At 58.2% G+C, this 20,834-nt stretch carries 19 protein-coding genes; 3 read left to right on the top strand and 16 right to left on the bottom strand.

Annotation, left to right across the window (positions count from 1 at the left end):
* Positions 1-5: 5 nt before the first annotated feature.
* The 3 genes from HMPREF3135_RS10040 to HMPREF3135_RS10030 all read right to left on the bottom strand — a co-directional run bounded on the left by HMPREF3135_RS10040 (position 6) and on the right by HMPREF3135_RS10030 (position 2,301).
* Complete coding sequence (locus HMPREF3135_RS10040) at positions 6-1,070, bottom strand: flavin reductase family protein (protein ID WP_070439526.1); 1,065 nt, start codon at positions 1,068-1,070, stop codon at positions 6-8.
* A 329-nt stretch (positions 1,071-1,399) separates the two neighbouring features.
* A complete protein-coding gene (locus HMPREF3135_RS10035) occupies positions 1,400-1,891 on the bottom strand; it encodes a DUF6912 family protein (protein ID WP_070429792.1) in 492 nt (163 codons plus the stop codon).
* Positions 1,891-2,301 (bottom strand): HAD-IA family hydrolase, encoded by a 411-nt coding sequence (locus HMPREF3135_RS10030; protein ID WP_038627918.1) that lies wholly within the window; start codon positions 2,299-2,301, stop codon positions 1,891-1,893. The genes HMPREF3135_RS10035 and HMPREF3135_RS10030 overlap by 1 nt, the downstream gene beginning before the upstream one ends.
* A gap of 287 nt (positions 2,302-2,588) precedes the next feature.
* On the opposite strand from HMPREF3135_RS10030, the gene HMPREF3135_RS10025 reads away from it, so the two are divergent.
* Positions 2,589-3,212: a hypothetical protein gene (locus tag HMPREF3135_RS10025; protein WP_070439523.1), complete on the top strand. Its 624-nt coding sequence runs from the start codon at positions 2,589-2,591 to the stop codon at positions 3,210-3,212.
* A 3-nt stretch (positions 3,213-3,215) separates the two neighbouring features.
* Here HMPREF3135_RS10025 and secA read toward each other — a convergent pair whose 3' ends face one another.
* From secA to HMPREF3135_RS09980, 9 genes are all read right to left on the bottom strand, one after another.
* Positions 3,216-5,918: a preprotein translocase subunit SecA gene (secA, locus tag HMPREF3135_RS10020; RefSeq protein WP_070439520.1), complete on the bottom strand. Its 2,703-nt coding sequence runs from the start codon at positions 5,916-5,918 to the stop codon at positions 3,216-3,218.
* A 161-nt stretch (positions 5,919-6,079) separates the two neighbouring features.
* Positions 6,080-6,739: a ribosome hibernation-promoting factor, HPF/YfiA family gene (gene raiA / locus HMPREF3135_RS10015; RefSeq protein ID WP_016422210.1), complete on the bottom strand. Its 660-nt coding sequence runs from the start codon at positions 6,737-6,739 to the stop codon at positions 6,080-6,082.
* A gap of 161 nt (positions 6,740-6,900) precedes the next feature.
* Positions 6,901-7,158 carry a hypothetical protein gene (locus HMPREF3135_RS11235; RefSeq protein WP_141737802.1) on the bottom strand — a complete coding sequence of 86 codons (258 nt, stop codon included), beginning with the start codon at positions 7,156-7,158 and terminating at the stop codon, positions 6,901-6,903.
* 493 nt (positions 7,159-7,651) lie between these two features.
* Complete coding sequence (locus HMPREF3135_RS10005) at positions 7,652-9,493, bottom strand: LpqB family beta-propeller domain-containing protein (RefSeq protein ID WP_070439517.1); 1,842 nt, start codon at positions 9,491-9,493, stop codon at positions 7,652-7,654.
* On the bottom strand, positions 9,494-11,167 hold the full coding sequence (gene mtrB / locus HMPREF3135_RS10000) for an MtrAB system histidine kinase MtrB (protein WP_070439514.1): 1,674 nt from the start codon (positions 11,165-11,167) through the stop codon (positions 9,494-9,496). It lies immediately after the preceding gene.
* 78 nt (positions 11,168-11,245) lie between these two features.
* Positions 11,246-11,920, bottom strand: coding sequence for an MtrAB system response regulator MtrA (mtrA, locus tag HMPREF3135_RS09995; protein ID WP_048731669.1), 675 nt, complete (start codon positions 11,918-11,920; stop codon positions 11,246-11,248).
* A 54-nt stretch (positions 11,921-11,974) separates the two neighbouring features.
* Positions 11,975-12,604 (bottom strand): dTMP kinase, encoded by a 630-nt coding sequence (locus HMPREF3135_RS09990; RefSeq protein WP_070439509.1) that lies wholly within the window; start codon positions 12,602-12,604, stop codon positions 11,975-11,977.
* 45 nt (positions 12,605-12,649) lie between these two features.
* Positions 12,650-14,104: an adenosylhomocysteinase gene (ahcY, locus tag HMPREF3135_RS09985; protein ID WP_070439506.1), complete on the bottom strand. Its 1,455-nt coding sequence runs from the start codon at positions 14,102-14,104 to the stop codon at positions 12,650-12,652.
* A gap of 67 nt (positions 14,105-14,171) precedes the next feature.
* Positions 14,172-14,546 (bottom strand): DUF4259 domain-containing protein, encoded by a 375-nt coding sequence (locus tag HMPREF3135_RS09980; protein WP_038627901.1) that lies wholly within the window; start codon positions 14,544-14,546, stop codon positions 14,172-14,174.
* 350 nt (positions 14,547-14,896) lie between these two features.
* Here HMPREF3135_RS09980 and HMPREF3135_RS09975 point away from each other — a divergent pair, with 350 nt between their 5' ends.
* Positions 14,897-15,655 carry a hypothetical protein gene (locus HMPREF3135_RS09975; RefSeq protein WP_070439503.1) on the top strand — a complete coding sequence of 253 codons (759 nt, stop codon included), beginning with the start codon at positions 14,897-14,899 and terminating at the stop codon, positions 15,653-15,655.
* On the opposite strand, the gene manA is transcribed toward HMPREF3135_RS09975, so the two are convergent.
* From manA to HMPREF3135_RS09955, 4 genes are all read right to left on the bottom strand, one after another.
* Positions 15,652-16,854, bottom strand: a complete 1,203-nt coding sequence (manA, locus tag HMPREF3135_RS09970) for a mannose-6-phosphate isomerase, class I (protein WP_070439500.1) — start codon at positions 16,852-16,854, stop codon at positions 15,652-15,654. The genes HMPREF3135_RS09975 and manA overlap by 4 nt on opposite strands.
* A gap of 86 nt (positions 16,855-16,940) precedes the next feature.
* Positions 16,941-17,957, bottom strand: coding sequence for a hypothetical protein (locus tag HMPREF3135_RS09965; RefSeq protein ID WP_049193299.1), 1,017 nt, complete (start codon positions 17,955-17,957; stop codon positions 16,941-16,943).
* Positions 17,958-17,995: 38 nt separating this feature from the next.
* Positions 17,996-19,375: a phosphomannomutase/phosphoglucomutase gene (locus HMPREF3135_RS09960; RefSeq protein ID WP_141739593.1), complete on the bottom strand. Its 1,380-nt coding sequence runs from the start codon at positions 19,373-19,375 to the stop codon at positions 17,996-17,998.
* A gap of 117 nt (positions 19,376-19,492) precedes the next feature.
* The gene (locus tag HMPREF3135_RS09955; RefSeq protein WP_005509890.1) at positions 19,493-19,900 is read right to left on the bottom strand and encodes a DUF3499 domain-containing protein; all 408 of its coding nucleotides are present in this window, start codon (positions 19,898-19,900) and stop codon (positions 19,493-19,495) included.
* A 172-nt stretch (positions 19,901-20,072) separates the two neighbouring features.
* On the opposite strand from HMPREF3135_RS09955, the gene HMPREF3135_RS09950 reads away from it, so the two are divergent.
* Positions 20,073-20,555: a metallopeptidase family protein gene (locus HMPREF3135_RS09950; protein WP_070439494.1), complete on the top strand. Its 483-nt coding sequence runs from the start codon at positions 20,073-20,075 to the stop codon at positions 20,553-20,555.
* The last annotated feature ends 279 nt before the right edge of the window (positions 20,556-20,834 follow it).

Genomic DNA, 20,834 nt, shown 5'->3' with positions numbered 1-20,834 from the left:
CGAACTTACAGTTCGATACGCGCGTGCCCCGCCGGCGCACAGACGCACGTTCGGACCCGCTCGCCCGCCACAAACGTCGCACCGGTGCGGATGTCCCGCGCTGTGCCGTCGGAGAGTTGCTGCACGCACGTCGCACAAATTCCCATCCGACAGCCGTACGGCAGGTCGACCCCGACGCTCTCGGCCGCCTCCAGGATGGTGGTTGCACCGTCTACGTCGATATCGCCTCGGCTGCCGAAACTCACCGTGCCGCCGACCTCCCCCGCCGCCGAGCGGTCAACGGTGAAACGTTCCGTCCGCAGCCCGGGAAACTCCGGCTCAAGGTTTTTCAGCAGTTCAACCGGACCACAGGCATAGGCGCTTGCCGACGATGCCAGCGCTCCAAAGTCAGCAATGATGCTGGTAACCGCCGCAGCGTCAATCCGCGGCTGCGTCTCCGTATTCCGGGCATGCAGGCGATACTTCAACGCGCTAGTGGCGCTGTGCTGTTCCAGCTCGCGAAGTTCGTTGACAAACACAGCTTCTTTCTCGCCGCGGTAGGAGTGAATATGCTCGACTTCCACCGAGGCATTGCGAGCTGAAAGATCACGCAGCATCGAAATCACCGGAGTGACGCCGGAGCCTGCGGTAACAAACGCAATGCGGGCTGGGAGCGGCTCCGGAAGATAGAAGTCTCCAGCCGGGGCAGCGAGGCGGACGACAGTACCCGGCTTTACATTGGCGACGAGGTGTTGGGACACGTAGCCGTCGTTGAGCGCACGGATGTTGATAGTCAGCAGCCCGTCATGAGGCCGCGGCGCATTTGTCAGCGAGTAGGAGCGCCACAGGTATTTCCCCTTGACCTCTACGCCGACTCCGATGAACTGGCCTGGCTTGAAGTCTGTTGGCATCCCCCAACCCGGACGGATTATCAACTCTGCTGAAGTAGGAGATGTGGGATTAATGGCCTCAATCTGACCGCGCAGCTCGCGACTTGACCACAGCGGATTTAGCAAATGCGTGTAGTCATCGGGCAAAAGTGGCGTGGATAAATGCTTGAATACCCGGGAAACTTTGGTCTTAAGTCCCATTTTTGGCCCTCCTGACTATCACGGGCGAACACGCAATAACACTGTTCATCAGCAGGCATGCCCCACCCGATTCATTATTACGTGTCCGTAGGTTACTTAGACGTAGACTACGGAGCGGTAAGTTATTGGTCAAGAGAAACAAATGGTTTTGACACAAATAGCGAAATTGTCATTACCCCCACTCCCGTGCGAAACACCCCCTTTGACATGGAGCTTATCCACACAAAACAATCCCGCCTTTTATACCCCCGCTGAAAACACTTGTGCCATACAAAAAAGGGGCTGGGTTCCTAAACCCAGTCCCCTTCTTTAACGCCGAGCACGCGCTACTACAGGAAGTCGACCACCATGCCGAGCTCAGCTACGTCATACCACGCCAGCGGGATCTCCAGCGCGTCGCCGACAGTGAGCTCCGCATCCTCGTCACCGAGATCTGCCTTATCGACGGCATCAATCGCAGCCTCAACCTTGTTTTCCGCCTCTTTCACATCAATGTGGAGCGCTGCAACGTCGGCAAGCGAAATTGGGCCGCCGACCTTAACCACGGCATCTCCCATATCCGACTGCGGCTCCGCCTCCACATCAACGGAAATGACCACTCGACGGTGCGGGAACTTCTCTTCTGCGGCATCGAGCAGACGGAGCGACGCACGCGCAGCCTCATCAAAGGCTACGTCTGCCAGTTCCTCATCATCGCCCTCAGTAAAGAAATCGCGCAGCGATTCAGTGACAGCAAAGCCCCAACCACCGCGGGCGTGGAAGAGCTCATCCTCCTTCAGCGCCTCAAGCATGGAGAAAGTCGCTGGGATATAGACGCGCATTAGAACTCGCCCTCGAGACCCAGTAGACCGGCAATCTCGACCACTGCGCGGTCGAACTGCTGATAGAAGACTCCCACCATGCCGTTAGAGACGGCCGCATGGATGTTCTCAATCGAATCATCTACCAGCACGCAGTCCCGTGCCGGCAGTTCAATAGCCGCAGCGGCTGCATTAAAAGCCTCTGCCGAAGGCTTCTCATGGCCAATTTCACCAGAGAGCACAACTGCGTCTACCAGGCCCTCATCTTCGAGCTTGCGAATCGGATCCGCCGATGGGCCACCTGGGTCATTCGACAGGACTGCCAGGCCAACACCATTTGCACGCGCCTCTACCAGCAAATTACGCCAACGTGCCTGGTCTTCATCCGTGCCGTCAAGGACACCACAGTAATCGATAATCATTCCGCGCATGGCCTGTAGTTTATCGCATGACCTGCACGTTTGCCTTTTTTCCAGTTCAGCGTGTTAATTGGCTGTTCGTTACGCCCATTTGTAGACGACCAGAACGGCCTTGACGGAAACCGATAGGACCATTAACAGCGAAACACTCAGCCCATTTCGCGACTGCGCCTTCTCCCCAATCCCCCCCACGCCGGCCGTGAATTCCCCTTCACAAGCTGCACACTTAAAGCACTTGTAGGACAATGGTCTTCAGCAAGGGGGAACTTGCCAATGGAGCGTTTTAGGGGGATTAATCCATGGCACCAACGTCTCACGTACCAAAATCTCAGACACCGATGCCTTACGCGCTGTCGCACGCCGCTGAGCACCGCTCCAGTGGCAGGGAATCCATTGAACCGGCAACGGGCTTTTCGCTTCTCCACACAATTCAACTCGGCCAGTCAGCTAATGCCGCCGCCTCTCAAACCGCAAAAGTGGCACCGACCTACAGCGGATGCTCGGCTGCCACCGGGACCGCTGTCATGACGGCATTACCGCCCGTCGCGGCCGCTCCTGCTGCAAAAAAGACGCCGCAAACACCGCACGTCGTCCAGCACTGTGAACAGAATCTGAGACAGGAGCTTGGCACGATTACTCGCCGCGTCTTCGACATCATCGCGGGTCGCAGGCGAGTCAACGATCTACGTCGCATCAATATCGACCCGATTATTCACGCTGCGATACTCACGCTGTCGAAGAACACCAGCCTCAAGGGTGTCGCGTTGCAATCCTTTCACGCCAGCGCTTCCGCGGACGGCAAGAAGGTCGAGTTCCTGGGTAGTTGCCGTGTCGGTCCGCGCGTTCGCGCGTTCACGGGCACTTTCCGCCGCGGAACAGCAAAAACGCGGCCATGGACCATGACCGCGTTTCGGGTGCTTTAGTGCTTAGCGACGGCGCTTGCGAGCCGCCTTCCGACGCTGCGCTCGGTTGCCCTCAGACTCTTGATCCACGCGCTGCTGCTCTGCACTGCCGTCCTCGCTGGGGCCGGAGTAAGTCATCTGCTGATTTTGCTCAGCAGCTTCCGTTGGCAGAGCTGGAGCCTGGTTCTCCTGCCCCTCGGCGTTTTCCACTGCGGGCATAACCTGCTTACGGATCAGGAACAACTGACGAACCGATTCTTCCTTGATGCCGTCCATCATCGCGGTGAACATGTCGTAGCCCTCACGCTGGTACTCCACCAGCGGGTCAGCCTGGGCCATGGCGCGCAAGCCAATGCCCTCCTTGAGGTAGTCCATCTCGTAGAGGTGCTCGCGCCACTTCTGGTCCATGACGTTCAGGATGGTGAAGCGCTCGATGTTGCGCATCTGGTCGTCGCCGCCAATTGCGGAGACCGCATCCTCAAGCTGGTCGTAGCTGGCCGAGATGTCCGTGTGCAGAGCCTTGGACAGCTCATCGGCCGAGAGGTCACCTGGGGTACCGAAGTCAGAGCCATCAATAAGCTCTTGCGCCGTAAACGTCGGGCTGTAGAGCTGCTCAAGGGCATTCCACAGCTCGTCGAGGTCCCAATCCTCCACGTAACCGTCAGCGGTGGCACCGTTGACATACGCATCGACGACGTCGTCCTGCATGTCACGGACCTGAGTCTTCAAATCCTCACCTTCGAGGATGCGACGGCGCTCAGCGTAGATGACCTTACGCTGCTGGTTCATAACCTCGTCATACTTCAGAACATTCTTACGGATTTCGAAGTTCTGGCTTTCCACCTGAGCCTGAACGCTCTTAATGGAGTTGGAAACAACCTTGGAGTCAATAGGAACGTCATCCGGGACATTCAGAGTGTTCATCAGCGCTTCCATGCGCTGACCGTTGAAGCGAACCATGAGATCATCGCGCATGGACAGGTAAAAGCGGGTAACGCCCGGGTCACCCTGACGACCGGTACGACCACGCAACTGGTTGTCAATGCGGCGTGACTCATGACGCTCAGTACCCAGGACGTAGAGGCCACCGGCCTCACGTACCTTGTCAGCTTCTTCCTTCGACTGCTGACGAACACGCTCAATCTCAGCGTCCCACGCCTCTTCGTACTCTTCCGGAGTTTCCACCGGGTCCAGACCACGAGAGCGCAGATTCAGGTCAGCGATAATGTCCGGGTTACCGCCCAGCACGATGTCAGTACCACGACCGGCCATGTTAGTTGCCACGGTAACGCCTCCGAGACGACCCGCCACTGCGACAATCTCAGCTTCCTTCTCGTGGTGCTTAGCGTTCAGCACAGAGTGAGGAATACCTTCGCGCTGCAGGAGCTTGGAAAGGTACTCGGATTTCTCGACTGACGTCGTACCAACGAGAACTGGCTGCCCCTTTTCATGGCATTCGCGGATGTCTTCGACAACAGCGGCGAACTTTGCCTCCTGCGTCTTGTAAATCAGGTCGGGCAGATCCTCACGCTGCTTCGGGCGATTCGGCGGAATCGCCATGACATTCAGCTTGTAAATCTGGTGCAGCTCAGCCGCTTCAGTCTCAGCCGTACCGGTCATACCGGACAGCTTGTCGTAGAGGCGGAAGTAGTTCTGGAGCGTAACGGTTGCCAGCGTCTGGTTCTCGTTTTTAATCTCCACCCCTTCCTTGGCCTCAATTGCCTGGTGCATGCCCTCGTTATAGCGACGGCCTGCCAGCACGCGACCGGTGAACTCATCGACAATGAGGATCTCACCATTGCGGATAATGTAATCCTTGTCGCGGGTGAACAGCTCCTTGGCCTTCAGGGCATTGTTCAGGTAGCTGACCAGCGAGGAGTTTTCCGGAGCATACAGGTTGGCAATACCCAGCTGATCCTCAACGAATTCAACGCCCTCTTCACGAATACCGATGGTGCGCTTACGCTCATCGACTTCGTAGTGAATGTCGCGCTTCATACGCGGCACAATCTTGGAGAACGCCAGGTACCAGTGCGGATCGCCATCTGCCGGACCGGAAATGATTAACGGGGTACGGGCCTCGTCAATCAGAATCGAGTCAACCTCATCGACGATGGCAAAGTGGTGCCCACGCTGCACCAAATCGTCGAGCGAATGCGCCATGTTATCGCGCAGGTAGTCAAAGCCGAACTCGTTGTTCGTGCCGTAGGTGATGTCGGCAGCATAGGCCTTGCGGCGCTGGTCCGGACTGAGCTCAGAGAGAATCACGGAAGTCTCAAGCCCCAGGAAGCGGAGGACTCGACCCATCCACTCCGCGTCACGCTTAGCCAGGTAGTCATTAACCGTAACGACATGAACACCCTTGCCTGCCAACGCATTGAGGTATGCGGGCAGCACACAGGTCAGGGTCTTACCTTCACCAGTACCCATCTCGGCAACGTTGCCGAAGTGCAGTGCCGCACCGCCCATAACCTGGACGCGGTAGTGCTTCTGCCCCAGCACGCGCCAGGATGCCTCGCGCGCCGTGGCGAAAGCATCCAGAAGCAAATCGTCTACATCGGCACCGTCAGCCAGCTGCTTCTTAAACTCCTCGGTCTTGGCACGGAGTTCATCGTCTGAAAGAGCTGCGTACTCGTCTTCCTTGGCGATGACCTGATCTGCAATATTGCCAAGCCTCTTGACAGCGCGGCCTTCACCAATGCGGAGCAACTTGCTGAGCGAAAACACTAAATTGGGACCTTTCCGGCCGATTCACGTCGAACTTTAATGTGCAACGGTTGATTATACGACGAACCCGTCTTCCCTTCTAAGAGAAGACGGGCTCATGTGAGCAATTACTTACCAATACACAGCTCTGCGCGGTATTGCGTGCTCTTTTTGGTGAAGACTTACTTCTCGTCTTCGTCTGCCAGCTCAATCAGACCGTAGTCGTATGCGTGACGACGGTAGACCACGGACGGACGAGAGGTTGCCTCGTTAACGAAGAGGTAGAAGTCGTGACCGACGAGCTCCATCTCAGACAAAGCATCTTCCACCGTCATCGGAGTTGCGGAGTGCTGCTTGGTACGCACAACCTGACCCGGGGTCACGTCCTCAACCAGATCCTCGTACGGATCAGCCTTTTCCGGAGCCGCTGCCTCAGCCTCTGCAACCAGCGAAGCAGTTGCCTCGCCGACGGACATCGGTGCACGGTGGCCAGAACGGCTAATCTTGCGGCGAGCCTTCACCTTACGCAGGGAGCGCTCCATCTTGCCCAGAGCAGACTCCAGTGCAGCGTAGAAGCTATCTTCCTTGGCTTCCGCACGAGCCAGGTGACCCTTGCCAGTAGCGGTGATCTGAATACGGTCAGAGCGGTCTGCACGGCGCGGATTCGGCTCGTGCTGGAGCTCCACGTGGAAGAAGGTCAAAGTCGGGTCGAGGCGCTCAATCTTCGCCAGCTTCGCCTTAACACGATCTGCGAAGTGCTCTGGAACCTCAACATTGCGCCCGGTGATGGTCACCTGAGCGTTCGGGCTGAGTACCTCGTTGTTGTCAGCAGGTGTGGACACTTGCTACCTACCTCCCGGTATGGCCACCGCCCTTCCGTGAGCGGGATTACTCACGGCGTCTACGGTGACGAGTCTTTCTGCACCCCCAGGATACAGTTCCGGGGGTAACCAATGCCACGTTCCCCTCGTTTATTTTTCGCTTGCCGACGACACCCCTGCGTCTACGCCCGGGCGAGCACCAACACCATGTCGATGCGAATCCCCAATGACGCTGCCACCAACTCGGTTTCCGCTGCAGTGGCACCAGTAGTGGCCACATCATCAACCAGAATTACTGTCGCCTGCGCACAGCGTTGTCGCAGCTTGTCGCTAATTCCGCGCTTGAATTGCGTCAGCGGCACAATGTGGCCAGAAAGATTTCGTCTGCGTTGAGAAGCCCCCAGCTCCGCGGAATCCCGCGTGCGCCCGCCAATGCGCACCAGGGGCAATACCGAACTGGAGGGGAGCTGACTGCAAGCAAAGTCGCAGGCAATTGTTACCGGGTCCCCACCCCGTTGTCGACGGGATGACGATCTTGTCGGCGCGGGAATCAAAATGACGGGGGTAATTTTCGGGGGCATTATATGGCCATCAGAGGCTAGCCTTCGTACCGCAGCGGCGAACACGGCCCCCATGATTCGTCTGGCTTCACCACTGCCCCGTTCTTTGGCCGACAAAATGAGATGTCTCCTCGCACCCGAGTACGGACCGCAGGTCCACGCTGCTGCGCGTAACGCAGCCCGCGGTGAAAACCGCACTGGAGGTTGCTGAAGATCGTCCTTGCAATCGCGACACAGCGTCCCGGAGCAGCCGCACACCGGACAGGTTTCCGGTATCACGAGGCCGATTGCATCGCGGGTAACGTCGTAAAGCACGCGCAGAAATTCCTGCGATGACCTCCCCTGCGCCATTAATCCCCTCCCCGATTTGCGCTTATTCCACAGACACCGGAGCCATTCGACCATGCGCACCCGGAACCTGGCGCCAGAACTGCTGCTGCCCCTCGCTGGAGATCAGCTCCATGACACCGGTGGCATCCAATGCGTAACGCTTCGAGGAGGTCGCGGTAACCACAGGAATTGGCGGTGTCAGGTTGAGCTTCGGCAGAACGGAGCTGGTCGCACCGTCCGGGAAGGCACTCCACATCGGGGTGTCTCCGCTGTAACCGCCCACCGTGACCGTTTGATTCGGCGACCACGTCAGCGACACCGGGGAAACGTTTTCAGGGAGCGGCAGAGCGCGCGGATGCGTCAACTTCCACGGTTTGTCGTCATGCCTTTCGATGGTGGCGATATAGACCTCACCAGCGATAATCATCGCTACCTGCGTGCCCGAAGAATCGACGCGGAATTCAGAAATACCGGCGCTTGGGTGCCCCGTGTCTTCGCCGCCGTCAAGAAGGTGACTGAGCTCAGAGGTATCAACCTCCTCCTGCTGAATCCGGGACGACGTCGACTGCCGAACCAGGCGTACGACGGTTGTACCGTCCTTCACTGTCCAGACCGCCTCGGCATCTGGCGACCATGTCGGACGGGTGAGACTCTCGCCAGTCAGCACAGGAACCGGCTGATCTTGTATTCCGCCGAGCATCAATGTGGACTCCCCAAGGTCATACGAACCGGTACGACCATCCACAGCCGAGCGGAACACGGCGGCAATAAGCTCGCTGCCATTGGGGTTGATGCCCACTGCCGCGGAAAACACCGCAGTGCTGCCGCTGGCGGTCCAGCCGCGTCCCACAGGTGTGGCGTGGCCGTCAGCAATCTCGTAGATACCGCTGCGGTCGACCGTCCGCAACGGCGCGTTATCAGCCGGTAGATGATTCGGGTCGTAGAGCTGGATTGCGTCGGTATCCTTCGTCCACGGCTCGTCGTGGCTGGCAATTAGTGGTTCGCCGTCGGCCATGAGGATCCACGGACCACGGAAATCTGCCGAGTCGAGAGTCCAGATAATCTGTGCCGCAAGCATGACACGCAGTTCCTCGGAAACATCACCCAATCCGGTGATTTCGACCCTTCGACCGTCCGAGTTGGACACAGGTCCTGCTTCCACCGCAATTGAGGCATTGGGCTTGAGCACTGTGGTGACGCCCGGTCGCAGTGGTGCTGATGGTCCGTTCTTCAGCTTTGTCAACAGATTGGTCGCGCCATCGGTGACGCCACGATAGAGCCAACGACGATCTGTGACCAAATGATTACCGGCCGGGTCGAGGAAATAGATATTGCGAGGCACATTGTTTTCCAGGAATGCCTGACGCTCCATGACAACACCGTCGGGCAGCGAGGAAATGCGCCACTGCCCATCCGAACCGAGCTTCATCTCCACGGTTTCCTCATAATCACCGGACTGGGGCTCATAAGCACCACCAGTACCAAATTGACCAACGCTGCGACCTCGGGCAACGAAGGACTGTCGAGAACCTCCTTCATCCCGTTGAGCGATGAGGTTGACACCGTCAAGAATGCGGGCGCTATCATGCGGCTTCCAACTGGCCGCAAGTTCCGGGGTCATGAAGGCACGCATAGCTTGAAAATCATCAACCGGATGCGCGGCCGCGGCGAAAAAGTCGCGCAGGACAATGTCTGCATTGACATTCGGTCGTGGCTGAGGAACTTCAATACGAACTTGGGGCGGCTCAAACGGACGCAGCACCTGGGGGCTGGTGTTTCTCGGAATGGTGGTACATCCTGCGGCCGTGCCCAAAATGATCACTGAGCTAAGCGCCACTGTCTTACGCAGGACGCGACGAGCCTTTGACTGTTGCTGCGCCGTCATTTAAATATCCTCCTCTCGTGCCTGTCGGGATTCGCTATCGCTAGTCGGCTGCCCCTTACCCTGATCCTGGCTCTTGACTTGCGGTGCAATCGAATCCGATTCCAACTCCCGTGCACCAATTTCCTGCTGATGCGGAATCTGATCGGGCAGCGGCGGAACTTCCAGGCCGAGCGGATGCTCACCGAAGCTCGCATCAGGCTCCAGTGGCACAGTCAGGCGGAAACAGCTACCGACCGTCGGCACGCCAAATGCCTCCAGTTCCCCACCATGCAATTGTGCGTCCTCACGCGCGATCGCCAAGCCAAGTCCGGTACCGCCGGTGCGTCGGACACGCGAGGGGTCAGCGCGCCAGAACCGGTTAAACACCAGCTCTTGCTGCTCCGGCTTTAGCCCCACACCGTGGTCAACGACCGTAAACGAGACCGCGGAATCGCTCGCCCGCACTGTGACATCCACCGGATTGCCCTCACTGTGGTCAACAGCGTTGGCCATAAGATTGCGTAGCACGCGCTCGATACGACGCGAGTCGACTGTTGCCATTACCGGTTCATCGGGCAGGTGGAAGCGGATGGGTGTACCAGTCTCCTTAGCCACGACCGTTACCTGCTGATAGGCAGCATCCACGCAGCGACGGACATCGACCTTTTCTGCGGACAGGTCAGCAACGCCAGCATCGTGGCGTGAGATCTCAAGCAGGTCATTGAGAAGCATCTCAAAACGCTCAAGCTCCTCATTCATCAGCTCAGCTGCGCGGCGAGTCGCCGGATCGAGGTCCTCAGCACCGTCAGCAATAAGATCGGCGGCCATACGCACCGTGGTCAGAGGCGTCCTCAACTCATGCGAAACATCGGAGGTGAACTGTCGCTGCAGACTGCCGTATTCCTCCAGCTGTCTAATCTGCGTCGACAGCGATTCGGCCATCTTGTTAAAGCTCATGGCCAGTCGCGCCATGTCATCTTCACCCTGCACGACCATGCGTTCGCGCAAGTGGCCGTCGGCAAAGCGCTGGGCAATCTGGGCGGCGGAACGCACTGGTGTCGTCACCTGATTGGAGAAGAACCAAGTAATACCGCCGAGAAGCGCCATGATGACTACTGTCGCACCGGCGAGCAGACCACGAACCAACTTAATAGTCGATTCCTCTGCAGCCATAGAGGTGACCAGATAGAGCTCGAGCCCATCAACCGAGGTAGAAGTAGGGCTACCGATAATTAACGCCGAGTACGTATCGCCGCGGTTATCAGTGACTTGGCGTACCTGATACGCAATTTGCCCTTGTCGGACTACTTCATGCAATCGTTCTGGGACATCGGCCTTAATCGGCGATGAAGCCAACACCGTGCCTCGTGGCACCGGCGCCACGAGCAACGGTTCATAACTTGTCAGTGGCGCAGCACCGGAACCGGCTGCACGGTTCACAAGGGCATCGCGCCCCACGTTGAGCAGGGCTTGCAGCTCGTTGGACGAAGAGTTCTCAATCGCCTGCTCCACCACCGCGCGAGCACGGTCAATTTCCTCGTCGGCAGCGGTAACCTTTGCGTCGATAAGCCGCTGGGTAACAATAGTCGCCAGCGCGAAACCGAGTACCGCAATCACCATCGCGCTCAGTACCACCACAGAGGTCAGAATGCGCGCTTGGATAGACGTGCGCCAGAGCGTAACCGCCCAGGTCACTCCCCTATTGGTGAAGTCTCGAAGCTTCGTTATTAATCGACGCAAGAATCGGCTCCCACTAAAGCTGACTGACCTTGATTAGTCACCCGTCTTGTACCCGACACCGCGGACGGTCAGCACAATCTGGGGGTTTTCCGGATCCAGTTCAATCTTCGAGCGCAGACGCTGAACGTGAACGTTGACGAGTCGAGTATCCGAGGTGTGCTGATATCCCCAGACCTTTTCCAACAACTCATCACGGGAAAAGACCTGCTTCGGACGGGATGCAAGAGTGTGCAATAGGTCAAACTCCAACGGGGTCAGAGAAATCTCCTTGCCATCGCGGAACACGGCGTGACCGGGCACGTCGATAGTCAGGTCGCCGACCTCGAGGGTCTCACTCGGGCTGTCCTCTTGACGACGCAGCCGAGCGCGCACACGCGCCACGAGCTCCTTCGGCTTAAAGGGCTTCGTGACATAGTCATCCGCACCGGATTCCAGGCCGAGGACCACATCGACCGTGTCGGTCTTCGCAGTCAACATGATGATCGGCACCGCCGATGTCTCTCGCACAGTGCGACAGACATCGACACCACCCATGCCCGGCAACATGAGATCCAGCAGAATCAAATCTGGATTCTCCCGCTCTGCTGCCTTGACAGCTTCGAGGCCATCGTCGACTACTACTGTGTCGAAGCCCTCGCGCTCCATCACCATCGTGAGCATTTCGGCGATGGCCGGATCATCATCAACAACCAGGATTTTTGAGCTCATGCGTCATATTCTAAACGTAAAGCTATCTAGTTCTGTAGTTTCCAGTTGAGGTGGCTAGCGCAGCCGTGCACTAATCCATTCCACAAGACGGTCCGCCCCATCATCCCCCGTAAGCATCAACCATGGTGACTGCCACGAGCCCCCCGCGAACTTCTGGTACGCTGCCAGCGTGCGCTCCTGCAAACCCGCGTCTTTTTCGTAGGTATCCCTAGTTCGCTGCACATCAGAGGCTTCCCGATTGCGTGCGCGGTCGGCTGCCACTCCCACCGACGTGGCCAGACAGACCTGAACGTCGGGAAGCGGAAGCTGGAAATCTCCGAATTCGGTCTTCTCAATCCACTCGACGATCGCCGGATCCTGCGTGCGAGCCAGGGAGTAGGCCGCGTTGGACCCGACGTAGCGGTCGATGATCAGAACATCGTTCTCGCGTGCTGCATCAACAATCGCTTGACGACGTTCTTTGCGGTCCAGAGCGAACAGGAGTGCCATTGCCCAAGCGGAGTCCGCAGTGTCGCCGAGCTGACCGTGCAAAGCTTGATCGGCGAAATCAGCGAAGATCGTCTGCCGGTACGCCGGAAAGGTCATCGATGAAACGGAGTGCCCTTGACTTCGGAGTTGATTGGTAACAGCTGTGACAAGCGTGTTCTTGCCAGCACCGTCGATTCCTTCGACTGCGATAATCAAATTTTTCTCCTCGCACACATGGCTACGACCTAGCCTTGGCTAGAACTAGTAGCGGTAGTGCTCTGGCTTATACGGACCCTCGACATCAACGCCGATGTATTCGGCCTGTTCCTTGGACAGCCGGGTGAGCTCGCCGCCAAGTGCCTCGACGTGAATGCGAGCGACCTTCTCATCCAGGATCTTCGGCAGACGGTGGACAGAGTTGTCGTACTTTTCGCCGTTGCAGTAGAGCTCAACCTGAGCGATCGTCTGGTCGGCGAAGGAGGTCGACATTACGAAGGACGGGTGTCCGGTGGCATTGCCCAGGTTGAGCAAACGCCCCTCGGAAAGCACGATCAGAGAGCGCTCTTCGCCGTCTGCATGCGGGAAGATATACTCGGTGACCTGCGGCTTGATCTCCACACGACGGACATCATCGCGATGGTGCAGGCTGTGCATGTCAATCTCGTTGTCGAAGTGCCCGATGTTGCCCAGCAGCGCGTGGTTCTTCATCTGCTGCATGTGCTCGAAAGTAATGACGTCCTTGTTGCCTGTGGCGGTGATGACAATGTCGACATCTGCGATGACGCTCTCAGTAGCGACAACGTCGAAACCGTCCATCAAAGCCTGCAATGCGTTAATCGGATCGGCCTCGGTGACCTGAACGCGAGCGCCCTGGCCAGCCAGTGCCTCTGCGCACCCCTTACCCACGTCACCGTAGCCACAGACCAGTACGTTCTTGCCGCCAACCAGCATGTCGGTACCGCGGTTGATGCCGTCCAGAAGGCTGTGACGGGTGCCGTACTTGTTATCGAACTTGGACTTGGTGACCGCATCGTTGACGTTCATGGCCGGGAATGGCAGCACTCCCTGCTCTGCGAAGTGGTAGAGGCGGTGGACACCAGTGGTGGTCTCCTCTGTGACACCCTTGACCGACTCTGCAATTCGGTGCCAACGGCCGGCATCCTTCTCCAGGCTGGCGCGAAGCATGTCCTTGAAAGCAATAAACTCATCCGAATCCGACTCTTCTGCAGGCGGCACCAGGCCAGCATCCTCGAATTCCATGCCCTTAATGACAGCCATGGTGGCGTCGCCGCCGTCGTCCAGAATCATGTTGGCATCTTCATCGCCCCAGTCGAAGATGCGGTCGAGGCACCACCAGTACTCTTCCAGTGTCTCGCCCTTCCAAGCGAAAACCGGAACACCCTGCGGGTCCTCCGGAGTGCCGTTTCGCCCAATGACGACTGCCGCAGCGGCCTCATCCTGGGTGGAGAAGATGTTGCACGAGGCCCAGCGGACCTGTGCGCCCAGCGCCGTCAACGTCTCGATGAGCACTGCGGTTTGAACCGTCATGTGAATGGAGCCGGAAATACGGGCACCGGCCAGTGGCTGCTGCTCCGCGTACTCTTCGCGCAGCGCCATTAGACCTGGCATCTCGTGCTCAGCCAGACGAATCTGGTGACGACCGGCCTCAGCCAGGGAGAGGTCTGCAACCTTGAAATCAATGTTCTTCGAGGACATGTAACGCTTTCTCTAGATTCTTTGACGTGAGATTCTTCTTAAAGAATTACTACTGGGGACGCGAGAGTTACTCTACCGCTTCGACGCAGTTTTCAAGCGCCGCCTGGTCAGACTCACTGAGTTCCCCCAGAAGACTATCGAAGACCTCGGATGCGATAGCCAACGCATCTTCCTCGCTGCCGTGCGCCTCGGAGATTCCCTCCCGGATGAAGCTGTAGTCCTCCACAATGTCACCGCCGCTAAATGGCGCACCATTCCAAATTGCAATGATCACAGCCGCCGCGAGTGCGCATGCTTTCTCATCGCTATTTTCGGAATCCACCCCAATGCGGCCAGCATCAATCAATGCACCAACACGATCCTGTGAGTCGAGATCCTGAACCTCATCGAAGAGTTCAATGACCGAATCGCTACCAAAAATCTCAGTATCCCAGATGGACATGATAGGTGGCCACGCTCCTTTCGCGCTTCGAACCAATAGCCAGTTTTCGCCTATCGACGAGCGCTTTCCAAAGAGCGCTTTTCGACGAGCCCACGGTAATCTGGCCGCCGACCTAAAAGCTGTCGCCTGCACGTACCGCTAGCCGGAAAACCGCATGTGGCCTTACCGAAGTTCTACCCGACTTTTCGTCACTTTTACAGTTCGAGAGACATATTTAATCCCTTCAACACAATTTTCACCCTAGAGAGAAGATAACGGGCATGTTAAGTTAGTTCCCAGACCTCGTAATGCAACTGTTGTCTTTTTCGTTACAGGGCGACCTCACGCATGACACGAAAGGAGTACCTACCATGGTGAAGAAGGCTTTTGGAGCTCTTCTGCTTGCAGCCCTTCCCCTGAGCGCTTCGCTCGTAGGCTGCTCCGATAGCAATGCCGCCAAGGGTGCAAATCCGGAAAACGCCGGCTCTCAGTCGGAAATGGAGACCTCTGCTCCACTGCCTCCAGTTCCTAGTGATGCCGAGCTGCAGCAGACCACTGAACCGAATTCAGATTCCTCGCTGACTGAGACGAACGACAGTCTAGTATCTCGTCCGACCACGTCATCGAGCACCGAGATCGTTGAGGATCCGTACCTGCCACCGCAGGCGTACATCCCCCCGACTTCCACAAGCTCAAGTGCGACAACTCCGACGTCGACGACATCGACACCTCCGACGACCACGGAGACCACAGAGCCCACCTCTGACGACATATCTTCGCCGACGCCCAGCAAGCCGGTGCCACTGCTACCGGAAGATAACTCGGAAAAGCCGAACGACAGTCTTCCGGAAGGCGATGGTGGTGCAGCAGCTGAGCCGAAGCCGCCTTCATCGCAGGCGCAGTCCCAGTCGGGTACGCAAACCACAACTCCGTCCGAGACTCCTCAGAAGACTCCTTCGAAGGAGCCGACATCCCCGAAGGAGCCGACACCTCCGAAGGACCAGACCCCTTCGACGGAGAAGGACACCACTGGCGGCAATGGGGCTAGCAATAGCAAGATTTCCCCAATCCCGGAAAAGCCGAAGGACTCCGGATTCCTGGGAAATCTCTTCGATAACGACGAGGACTAACCCACCCGCGGGACGGTCGCGACAAAGACGGTTGCCCCGTCTTGGCGCGCAGTCAGCTCAATATCGACTGCGTCGACAGCCGGAACCCAGGCCGCATGGCCGCTGGGAACCTCAACCACGGAGTCGTCGTGACGCAACGCCACCGTGCCCGCTGTAGACAACACAACCGTGGCGGATTCTTCGTCGAGCAGAACATGTTCGCCCGGCTCCAGATCCCGCGAACGAAGGCGAAACTCGCGCACCGGCGCGTCATAATCATTCCAGCCATCATCGGTCAGCCGCGACTGCAGCACCGGATCTGGCAGCGGTCGGAAAGAGAGCACGCGCAGTAGCTCCACGACATCGACGTGCTTAGAGGTCAGCCCTCCGCGCAGCACGTTGTCGGAGTTGGCCATGATTTCCACGCCCATGCCATTGAGGTAAGCATGCAGCTGTCCAGCACCAAGGTAGATGGCTTCACCCGGCTGTAAGCGAAGGCGATTAAGCAGCATCGACCCCAGGACTCCCGGGTCCCCCGGATACTTTCGAGCCAGTTCGCAAGTGGTCTCGGCTACTCGCGAGAACTCCTCGTCATCGCCACTGTAATCCGCGCACTTGGCAGCCACGGCCTCGACCAGCTCATCGAGGACATCCTGGGGCAACGTCAACCACGTTGTAAACAATGCCCGCAGAGCACTCTCGTCATCGGCGGCATCGAGCAGTCCCATGTAATGGTCGAGCTCCGGTACCGCCAGCGTCGCGAGCAACTCCTTCGTGCGCTCCACCGGGCGGAATCCGGCCAACGCGTCGAAGGTAGTCAGGGCGACAATAAGTTCCGGCTTGTGGTTGTTGTCCCGGTAATTTCGGAAATGTGCAATGGCCGGAATGCCCTCCGCATTTTCGCGTGCAAATCCCTCCTGAGCTTCTGCCAAGGTGGGGTGTGCCTGCAGCGATAACGGCTCATCGGCTGCGAGCAGCTTCAACAGGAACGGCAGCCTGCCGTTGTCGGTGTCAATTGCATATCCGAGCGCAGCTGCCGGATCCTGCGCAATGAGCTCATCCAGCGGCGTGCCGGCTACGGTGGCCGATGCCAGTGCATGCGCACCAAACCACAGTTCCGCCCAGGGCTTCGATGTGGGAGCGTCCGCACCGGTGATTCTCGCCAAATGTGTACGAGACCCCCAGGGGTACGACTGCAGCACGGGGTCCAACAGCTCCATGCCCGTATCACTCCTCTAATAGTCACTACTGGCGCAAGCACGCCAATCTCACCGAAGCCCCAAAAGCCTTCGGTGACACCCGGCGATTACGCAGAAAACGCCGCAATCGCACCAACTCTGGCTGCAGTAACACATACTTCAACCAGTGGATGATGAGTCTCCGCATCGAGCGCAGGGCACTCCACACGAGCCCATCCAGCTTCGCCGTAGTGGTCCCGGTAGTGGCTCACATTGTTCGGCGCAGCTAAAACAATCGCCCCCAACGGTAGCACTGTCGCCCCTTCATCCCCACCATCAATGAACGGGTCATAGAAAATATCCCGGCTTGCCTGGGGTTCTGCAGCGAGCAATGCGCCCACGCTAAGAGACAATTCGCTTATCGACGACGCTGCCGAGACCACGCCTGCCTCGAGCATCTGTAACGATGCCAGCTCCGCTACCGGCGCCAGCGCCGAGGTCGTCGACACTGCAAGCATTCTGCGGCCTGCCACCCACTGCGCTACCTGCCGCGCGGGGTTAACTGTTTCATCTCGCTGCGGAGCACAAGCGGCAATATCGGCGTCCACCGCATCGGCGACTTCCTCGACTATCCCAGCCGGAGCCAGAGCGGTGGCGCCACATTCGGTGAGCGCGCTGGCGATGGCACCGACATAGGCGGTAAAGGACGCCGACTCCGCCATCGCCGGGCGCGGAACCACAACCGTATCGGGGCTACCTGCGGCACGCAATGGCCCTTCACCGGGATCCACCACGACCGTGGCTGCTCCTCGCCTATGAGCTTCAGCCAGAGCTGCACCGAGTGGGCTGCCGGGGTTGTCGTCACAGACGATGACCAAATCGAGGGCGCCGACATAACTGGGCAACTGACGCGCAATTACGACCGGGCAGCGGATGTCGTCGGCAAGCGCGCGCACGGATTCGGCGGCGAGCTGCGCCCGACGATTTCCCACGAGGATGACCGCGCTGCGCGGCAGTGGAAGTTGAGCAAACGCTCCCCCGCGAGTCGCGGAGGCAGCAGCTCTGAGACCTGCGCCGGCAGTGGCCATACGGTAGAACAGGGCCTCTTGGCGCGGGTTATGGGAGGAGTCGAATGACGAGGTCATACTCCCAAGCATGCCTGAAAACGGGCGTGTGGGGTTGATTAACCGCGGATGATGCCGAGAACTTCGTCGACAAGCGCATCGACCTCAGCACGCGTCGGCGCCTCGACGTTCAGACGCAGCAGCGGCTCCGTATTGGAGGCCCGGACGTTGAACCACGCCTTGGAGTCCGCCAGCTCAATGGTCAGGCCATCCATCCAGTCCGAGGACTCGGTGCGATCGGCAAAGGCAGTCTCGATTTCCTTCTGCTTTGCCTGCTGCTCCTCTGCGCTGCCCAGGCGGGAATTAATCTCGCCGGAGGCCTCGTAGCGGTTGTACTCGGCCATGAATTCGCTCAGTGGCTTATCCTGCTCTGCCAGTGCGGCCAGGACATGCATGGCGGCGAGCATGCCGGAGTCAGCGTTGAAGAATTCCTTGAAGTAGTAGTGCGCCGAATGCTCGCCACCAAAAACAGCACTGTGCTCGGCCATTTGCGCCTTAATAAAGGAGTGCCCAACACGGGTACGAACCGGGGTTCCGCCGTTTTCCACAATCATCTCCGGCACGACGTGTGAGGTAATCAGGTTATGGATGATAGCCGCGCCCGGGTTCTGCTCCAGGTAGCGGGTGGCCACCAACGCACAGATGGCCGATGGGCTGACCGGGTTGCCCTTCTCGTCGACGACGAAGCAGCGGTCAGCGTCGCCATCGAAGGCAATACCGATGTCTGCGCCCTGCTCCACCGTAAACTTCTGTAGGTCAACGAGGTTGGCGGGCTCCAATGGATTGGCCTCGTGATTCGGGAAGTTGCCGTCGAGCTCAAAGTAGAGATCAGCAACATCCATGTCTTCTCCGAGCACTGCCGGAACTGTCAGTCCCCCCATACCGTTACCGGCATCGACTGCAACCTTCAGGCGACGGCCGGAGCGAATGTCGACCAGCCCATGGAGGAACGCCGCGTAATCCTGCAGAACATCCTCACGATCAATTTCGCCCGGAGTGCCGGTGTACTCCGGGATTCCGTCGACAAGCAGATCCTTAATCTGAGCAAGCCCTGTCTCCTGCCCGATCGGGCGGGCGAGCGAACGGCACATCTTGATGCCGTTGTATTCAGCTGGGTTGTGGCTGGCAGTGAACATCGCGCCCGGGCATTCCTTTACTCCGGAGGCGAAATACAGCTCGTCCGTAGAGGTCAGGCCGAGCAGGGTGACGTTGAGCCCCTGTGCAGCCGCGCCGTCGGCGAAACTAGCCGCCAACTCCGGTGAGGACTCACGCATATCGTGGCCAACTACGGCACGTGTTGCGCCCTCTGAACGCATGATGTGTCCGAAGGCGGCGCCGATGGCTCCGACAAGATCCGCGTCGATGCCCTCACCGACAACACCGCGCACGTCATAGGCCTTGATGACGGCATCCAAATCGGAACGATTGTAAGTGCCCACGAAAAACCTCTCTGTGGCTAGTATCAGTTTTGTGAAAAATGATACTAGCCACAGAGAGGCTCTCACAAAGAAATGCCGCGGCAAGATGGCATGAGCTGGGGCACGGCGCCCGACCCGTTAGTCGTCCGAATCCTCCGGATCGCGAACTACATGCAGGTGACCGCGCGCGGATTTCCGCGTCGACGGGTGGCGGCTGGAATCAATCTTGTAGGTCTGCGGACGGTTGTCGACCTCATCCCGCAGCACCAGGCCAGTCGCGTTGCGGCCAGCTTCACGGACGGCTTCCGCCAATGCGGTCAAATCATCATCGTCCTGGGCGGGCGTCGGCACGTCGTAACGCACGAGCTCCCAACCCAGCGGTGCGGTGATGGAACGCGCGTGCTTCTCACAGAGATCCCAGCTATGCGGTTCGGACGCGGCGGCGAGCGGCCCCACCACAGCCGTCGACTCCGCGTAGGCATACGTCAACGTAGCTACGGCAGGTTTGCCACAGCCGGGCCGGCAACAACGTCTAAAAACACTCACGGCATCAAAGTCTAGACCCTAACTTTAAGTTTCGATAGTTTTTCTCCCACTCCGGGCGTTTTTCGCTTTCCGACGCTCCCCGGGGCACCCCAGCCTTACCCAGCAAACCCGCGACATGGCCGAAAGTTGACCTCACCCACGTTGACAGGCCGACCGATTATGCTCAACAAATATGAATTCATCGGCTTATACTCCGCGCTCTTTGCGACGCTCACTGCGACGCGGTCGCGGACCTCGGGGACCTCTGCTGCCGCCGGAAGTACCTCGTTGGAAGAGCCGTTCAGAAGCTTTTGACCAGGCGGTTATTGACGCCTATGCCCCATTGGATCAGCGCTGGTCCCGACAACTGTCGCACCTGGACATCGCCATCGACACGATTCCTCGCATGCAGTTGCGCCCGGACATGTACTTCCCGGAAGAGATTGTCGCTGATGGACCTGTTCCGCTGGGACGACTTATCCCTGCTGGCATTGACCGCGTAGGCAACCCCACCCGCCCCTGCGTAGTAGTGTTCCGCCGCCCCATTGAGCGCCGTGTCTCGGGCCGAGTGGAACTGGACCAGATGCTGCAATATGTACTGATCCGCCTGGTGGCGGTATATCTGGGCATTGATCCGGTTGAGGTGGACCCTAGTTTCGACGAGAACTTCCTGTAGAAAGCTTTCTTCTAAGGAGCTCCCTAGAGACCGGGTTAATAGACAAACAGTGTGTGATTCTCAAGATAGTAACTGGTCAGGCCCCATAAATTACCGGCTGCACGCGTGAATACGGGCTGCAAATGTGAAACTGTGCAAGTTTATGACACTTTCAGGCCATTTTTCGGGCGATTTTTGTCATAAACGCAGTCAGTAACTCGCATTAAGAACTAAGCGACAAAAGGGCCCACCCAGCGACATGCTGAGCGGAGGGTTAAGTGACAAAAAGTGTGTCTGATT

Source organism: Corynebacterium sp. HMSC14H10, from assembly GCF_001807105.1.
GTDB lineage: Bacteria > Actinomycetota > Actinomycetes > Mycobacteriales > Mycobacteriaceae > Corynebacterium > Corynebacterium jeikeium_D.
Note: the sequence above shows the minus strand (reverse complement) of the source record. Positions and strands in the feature narration are given on the sequence as shown.

Coding starts and splice junctions, on each gene's coding strand:
- HMPREF3135_RS10040 (WP_070439526.1), bottom strand. CDS start 1,070: ATGGGACTTAAGACCAAAGTTTCCCGGGTATTCAAGCATTTATCCACG.
- HMPREF3135_RS10035 (WP_070429792.1), bottom strand. CDS start 1,891: ATGCGCGTCTATATCCCAGCGACTTTCTCCATGCTTGAGGCGCTGAAG.
- HMPREF3135_RS10030 (WP_038627918.1), bottom strand. CDS start 2,301: ATGCGCGGAATGATTATCGATTACTGTGGTGTCCTTGACGGCACGGAT.
- HMPREF3135_RS10025 (WP_070439523.1), top strand. CDS start 2,589: ATGGCACCAACGTCTCACGTACCAAAATCTCAGACACCGATGCCTTAC.
- HMPREF3135_RS10005 (WP_070439517.1), bottom strand. CDS start 9,493: ATGACGGCGCAGCAACAGTCAAAGGCTCGTCGCGTCCTGCGTAAGACA.
- mtrA (WP_048731669.1), bottom strand. CDS start 11,920: ATGAGCTCAAAAATCCTGGTTGTTGATGATGATCCGGCCATCGCCGAA.
- ahcY (WP_070439506.1), bottom strand. CDS start 14,104: ATGTCCTCGAAGAACATTGATTTCAAGGTTGCAGACCTCTCCCTGGCT.
- HMPREF3135_RS09980 (WP_038627901.1), bottom strand. CDS start 14,546: ATGTCCATCTGGGATACTGAGATTTTTGGTAGCGATTCGGTCATTGAA.
- HMPREF3135_RS09975 (WP_070439503.1), top strand. CDS start 14,897: ATGGTGAAGAAGGCTTTTGGAGCTCTTCTGCTTGCAGCCCTTCCCCTG.
- manA (WP_070439500.1), bottom strand. CDS start 16,854: ATGGAGCTGTTGGACCCCGTGCTGCAGTCGTACCCCTGGGGGTCTCGT.
- HMPREF3135_RS09965 (WP_049193299.1), bottom strand. CDS start 17,957: ATGACCTCGTCATTCGACTCCTCCCATAACCCGCGCCAAGAGGCCCTG.
- HMPREF3135_RS09950 (WP_070439494.1), top strand. CDS start 20,073: ATGAATTCATCGGCTTATACTCCGCGCTCTTTGCGACGCTCACTGCGA.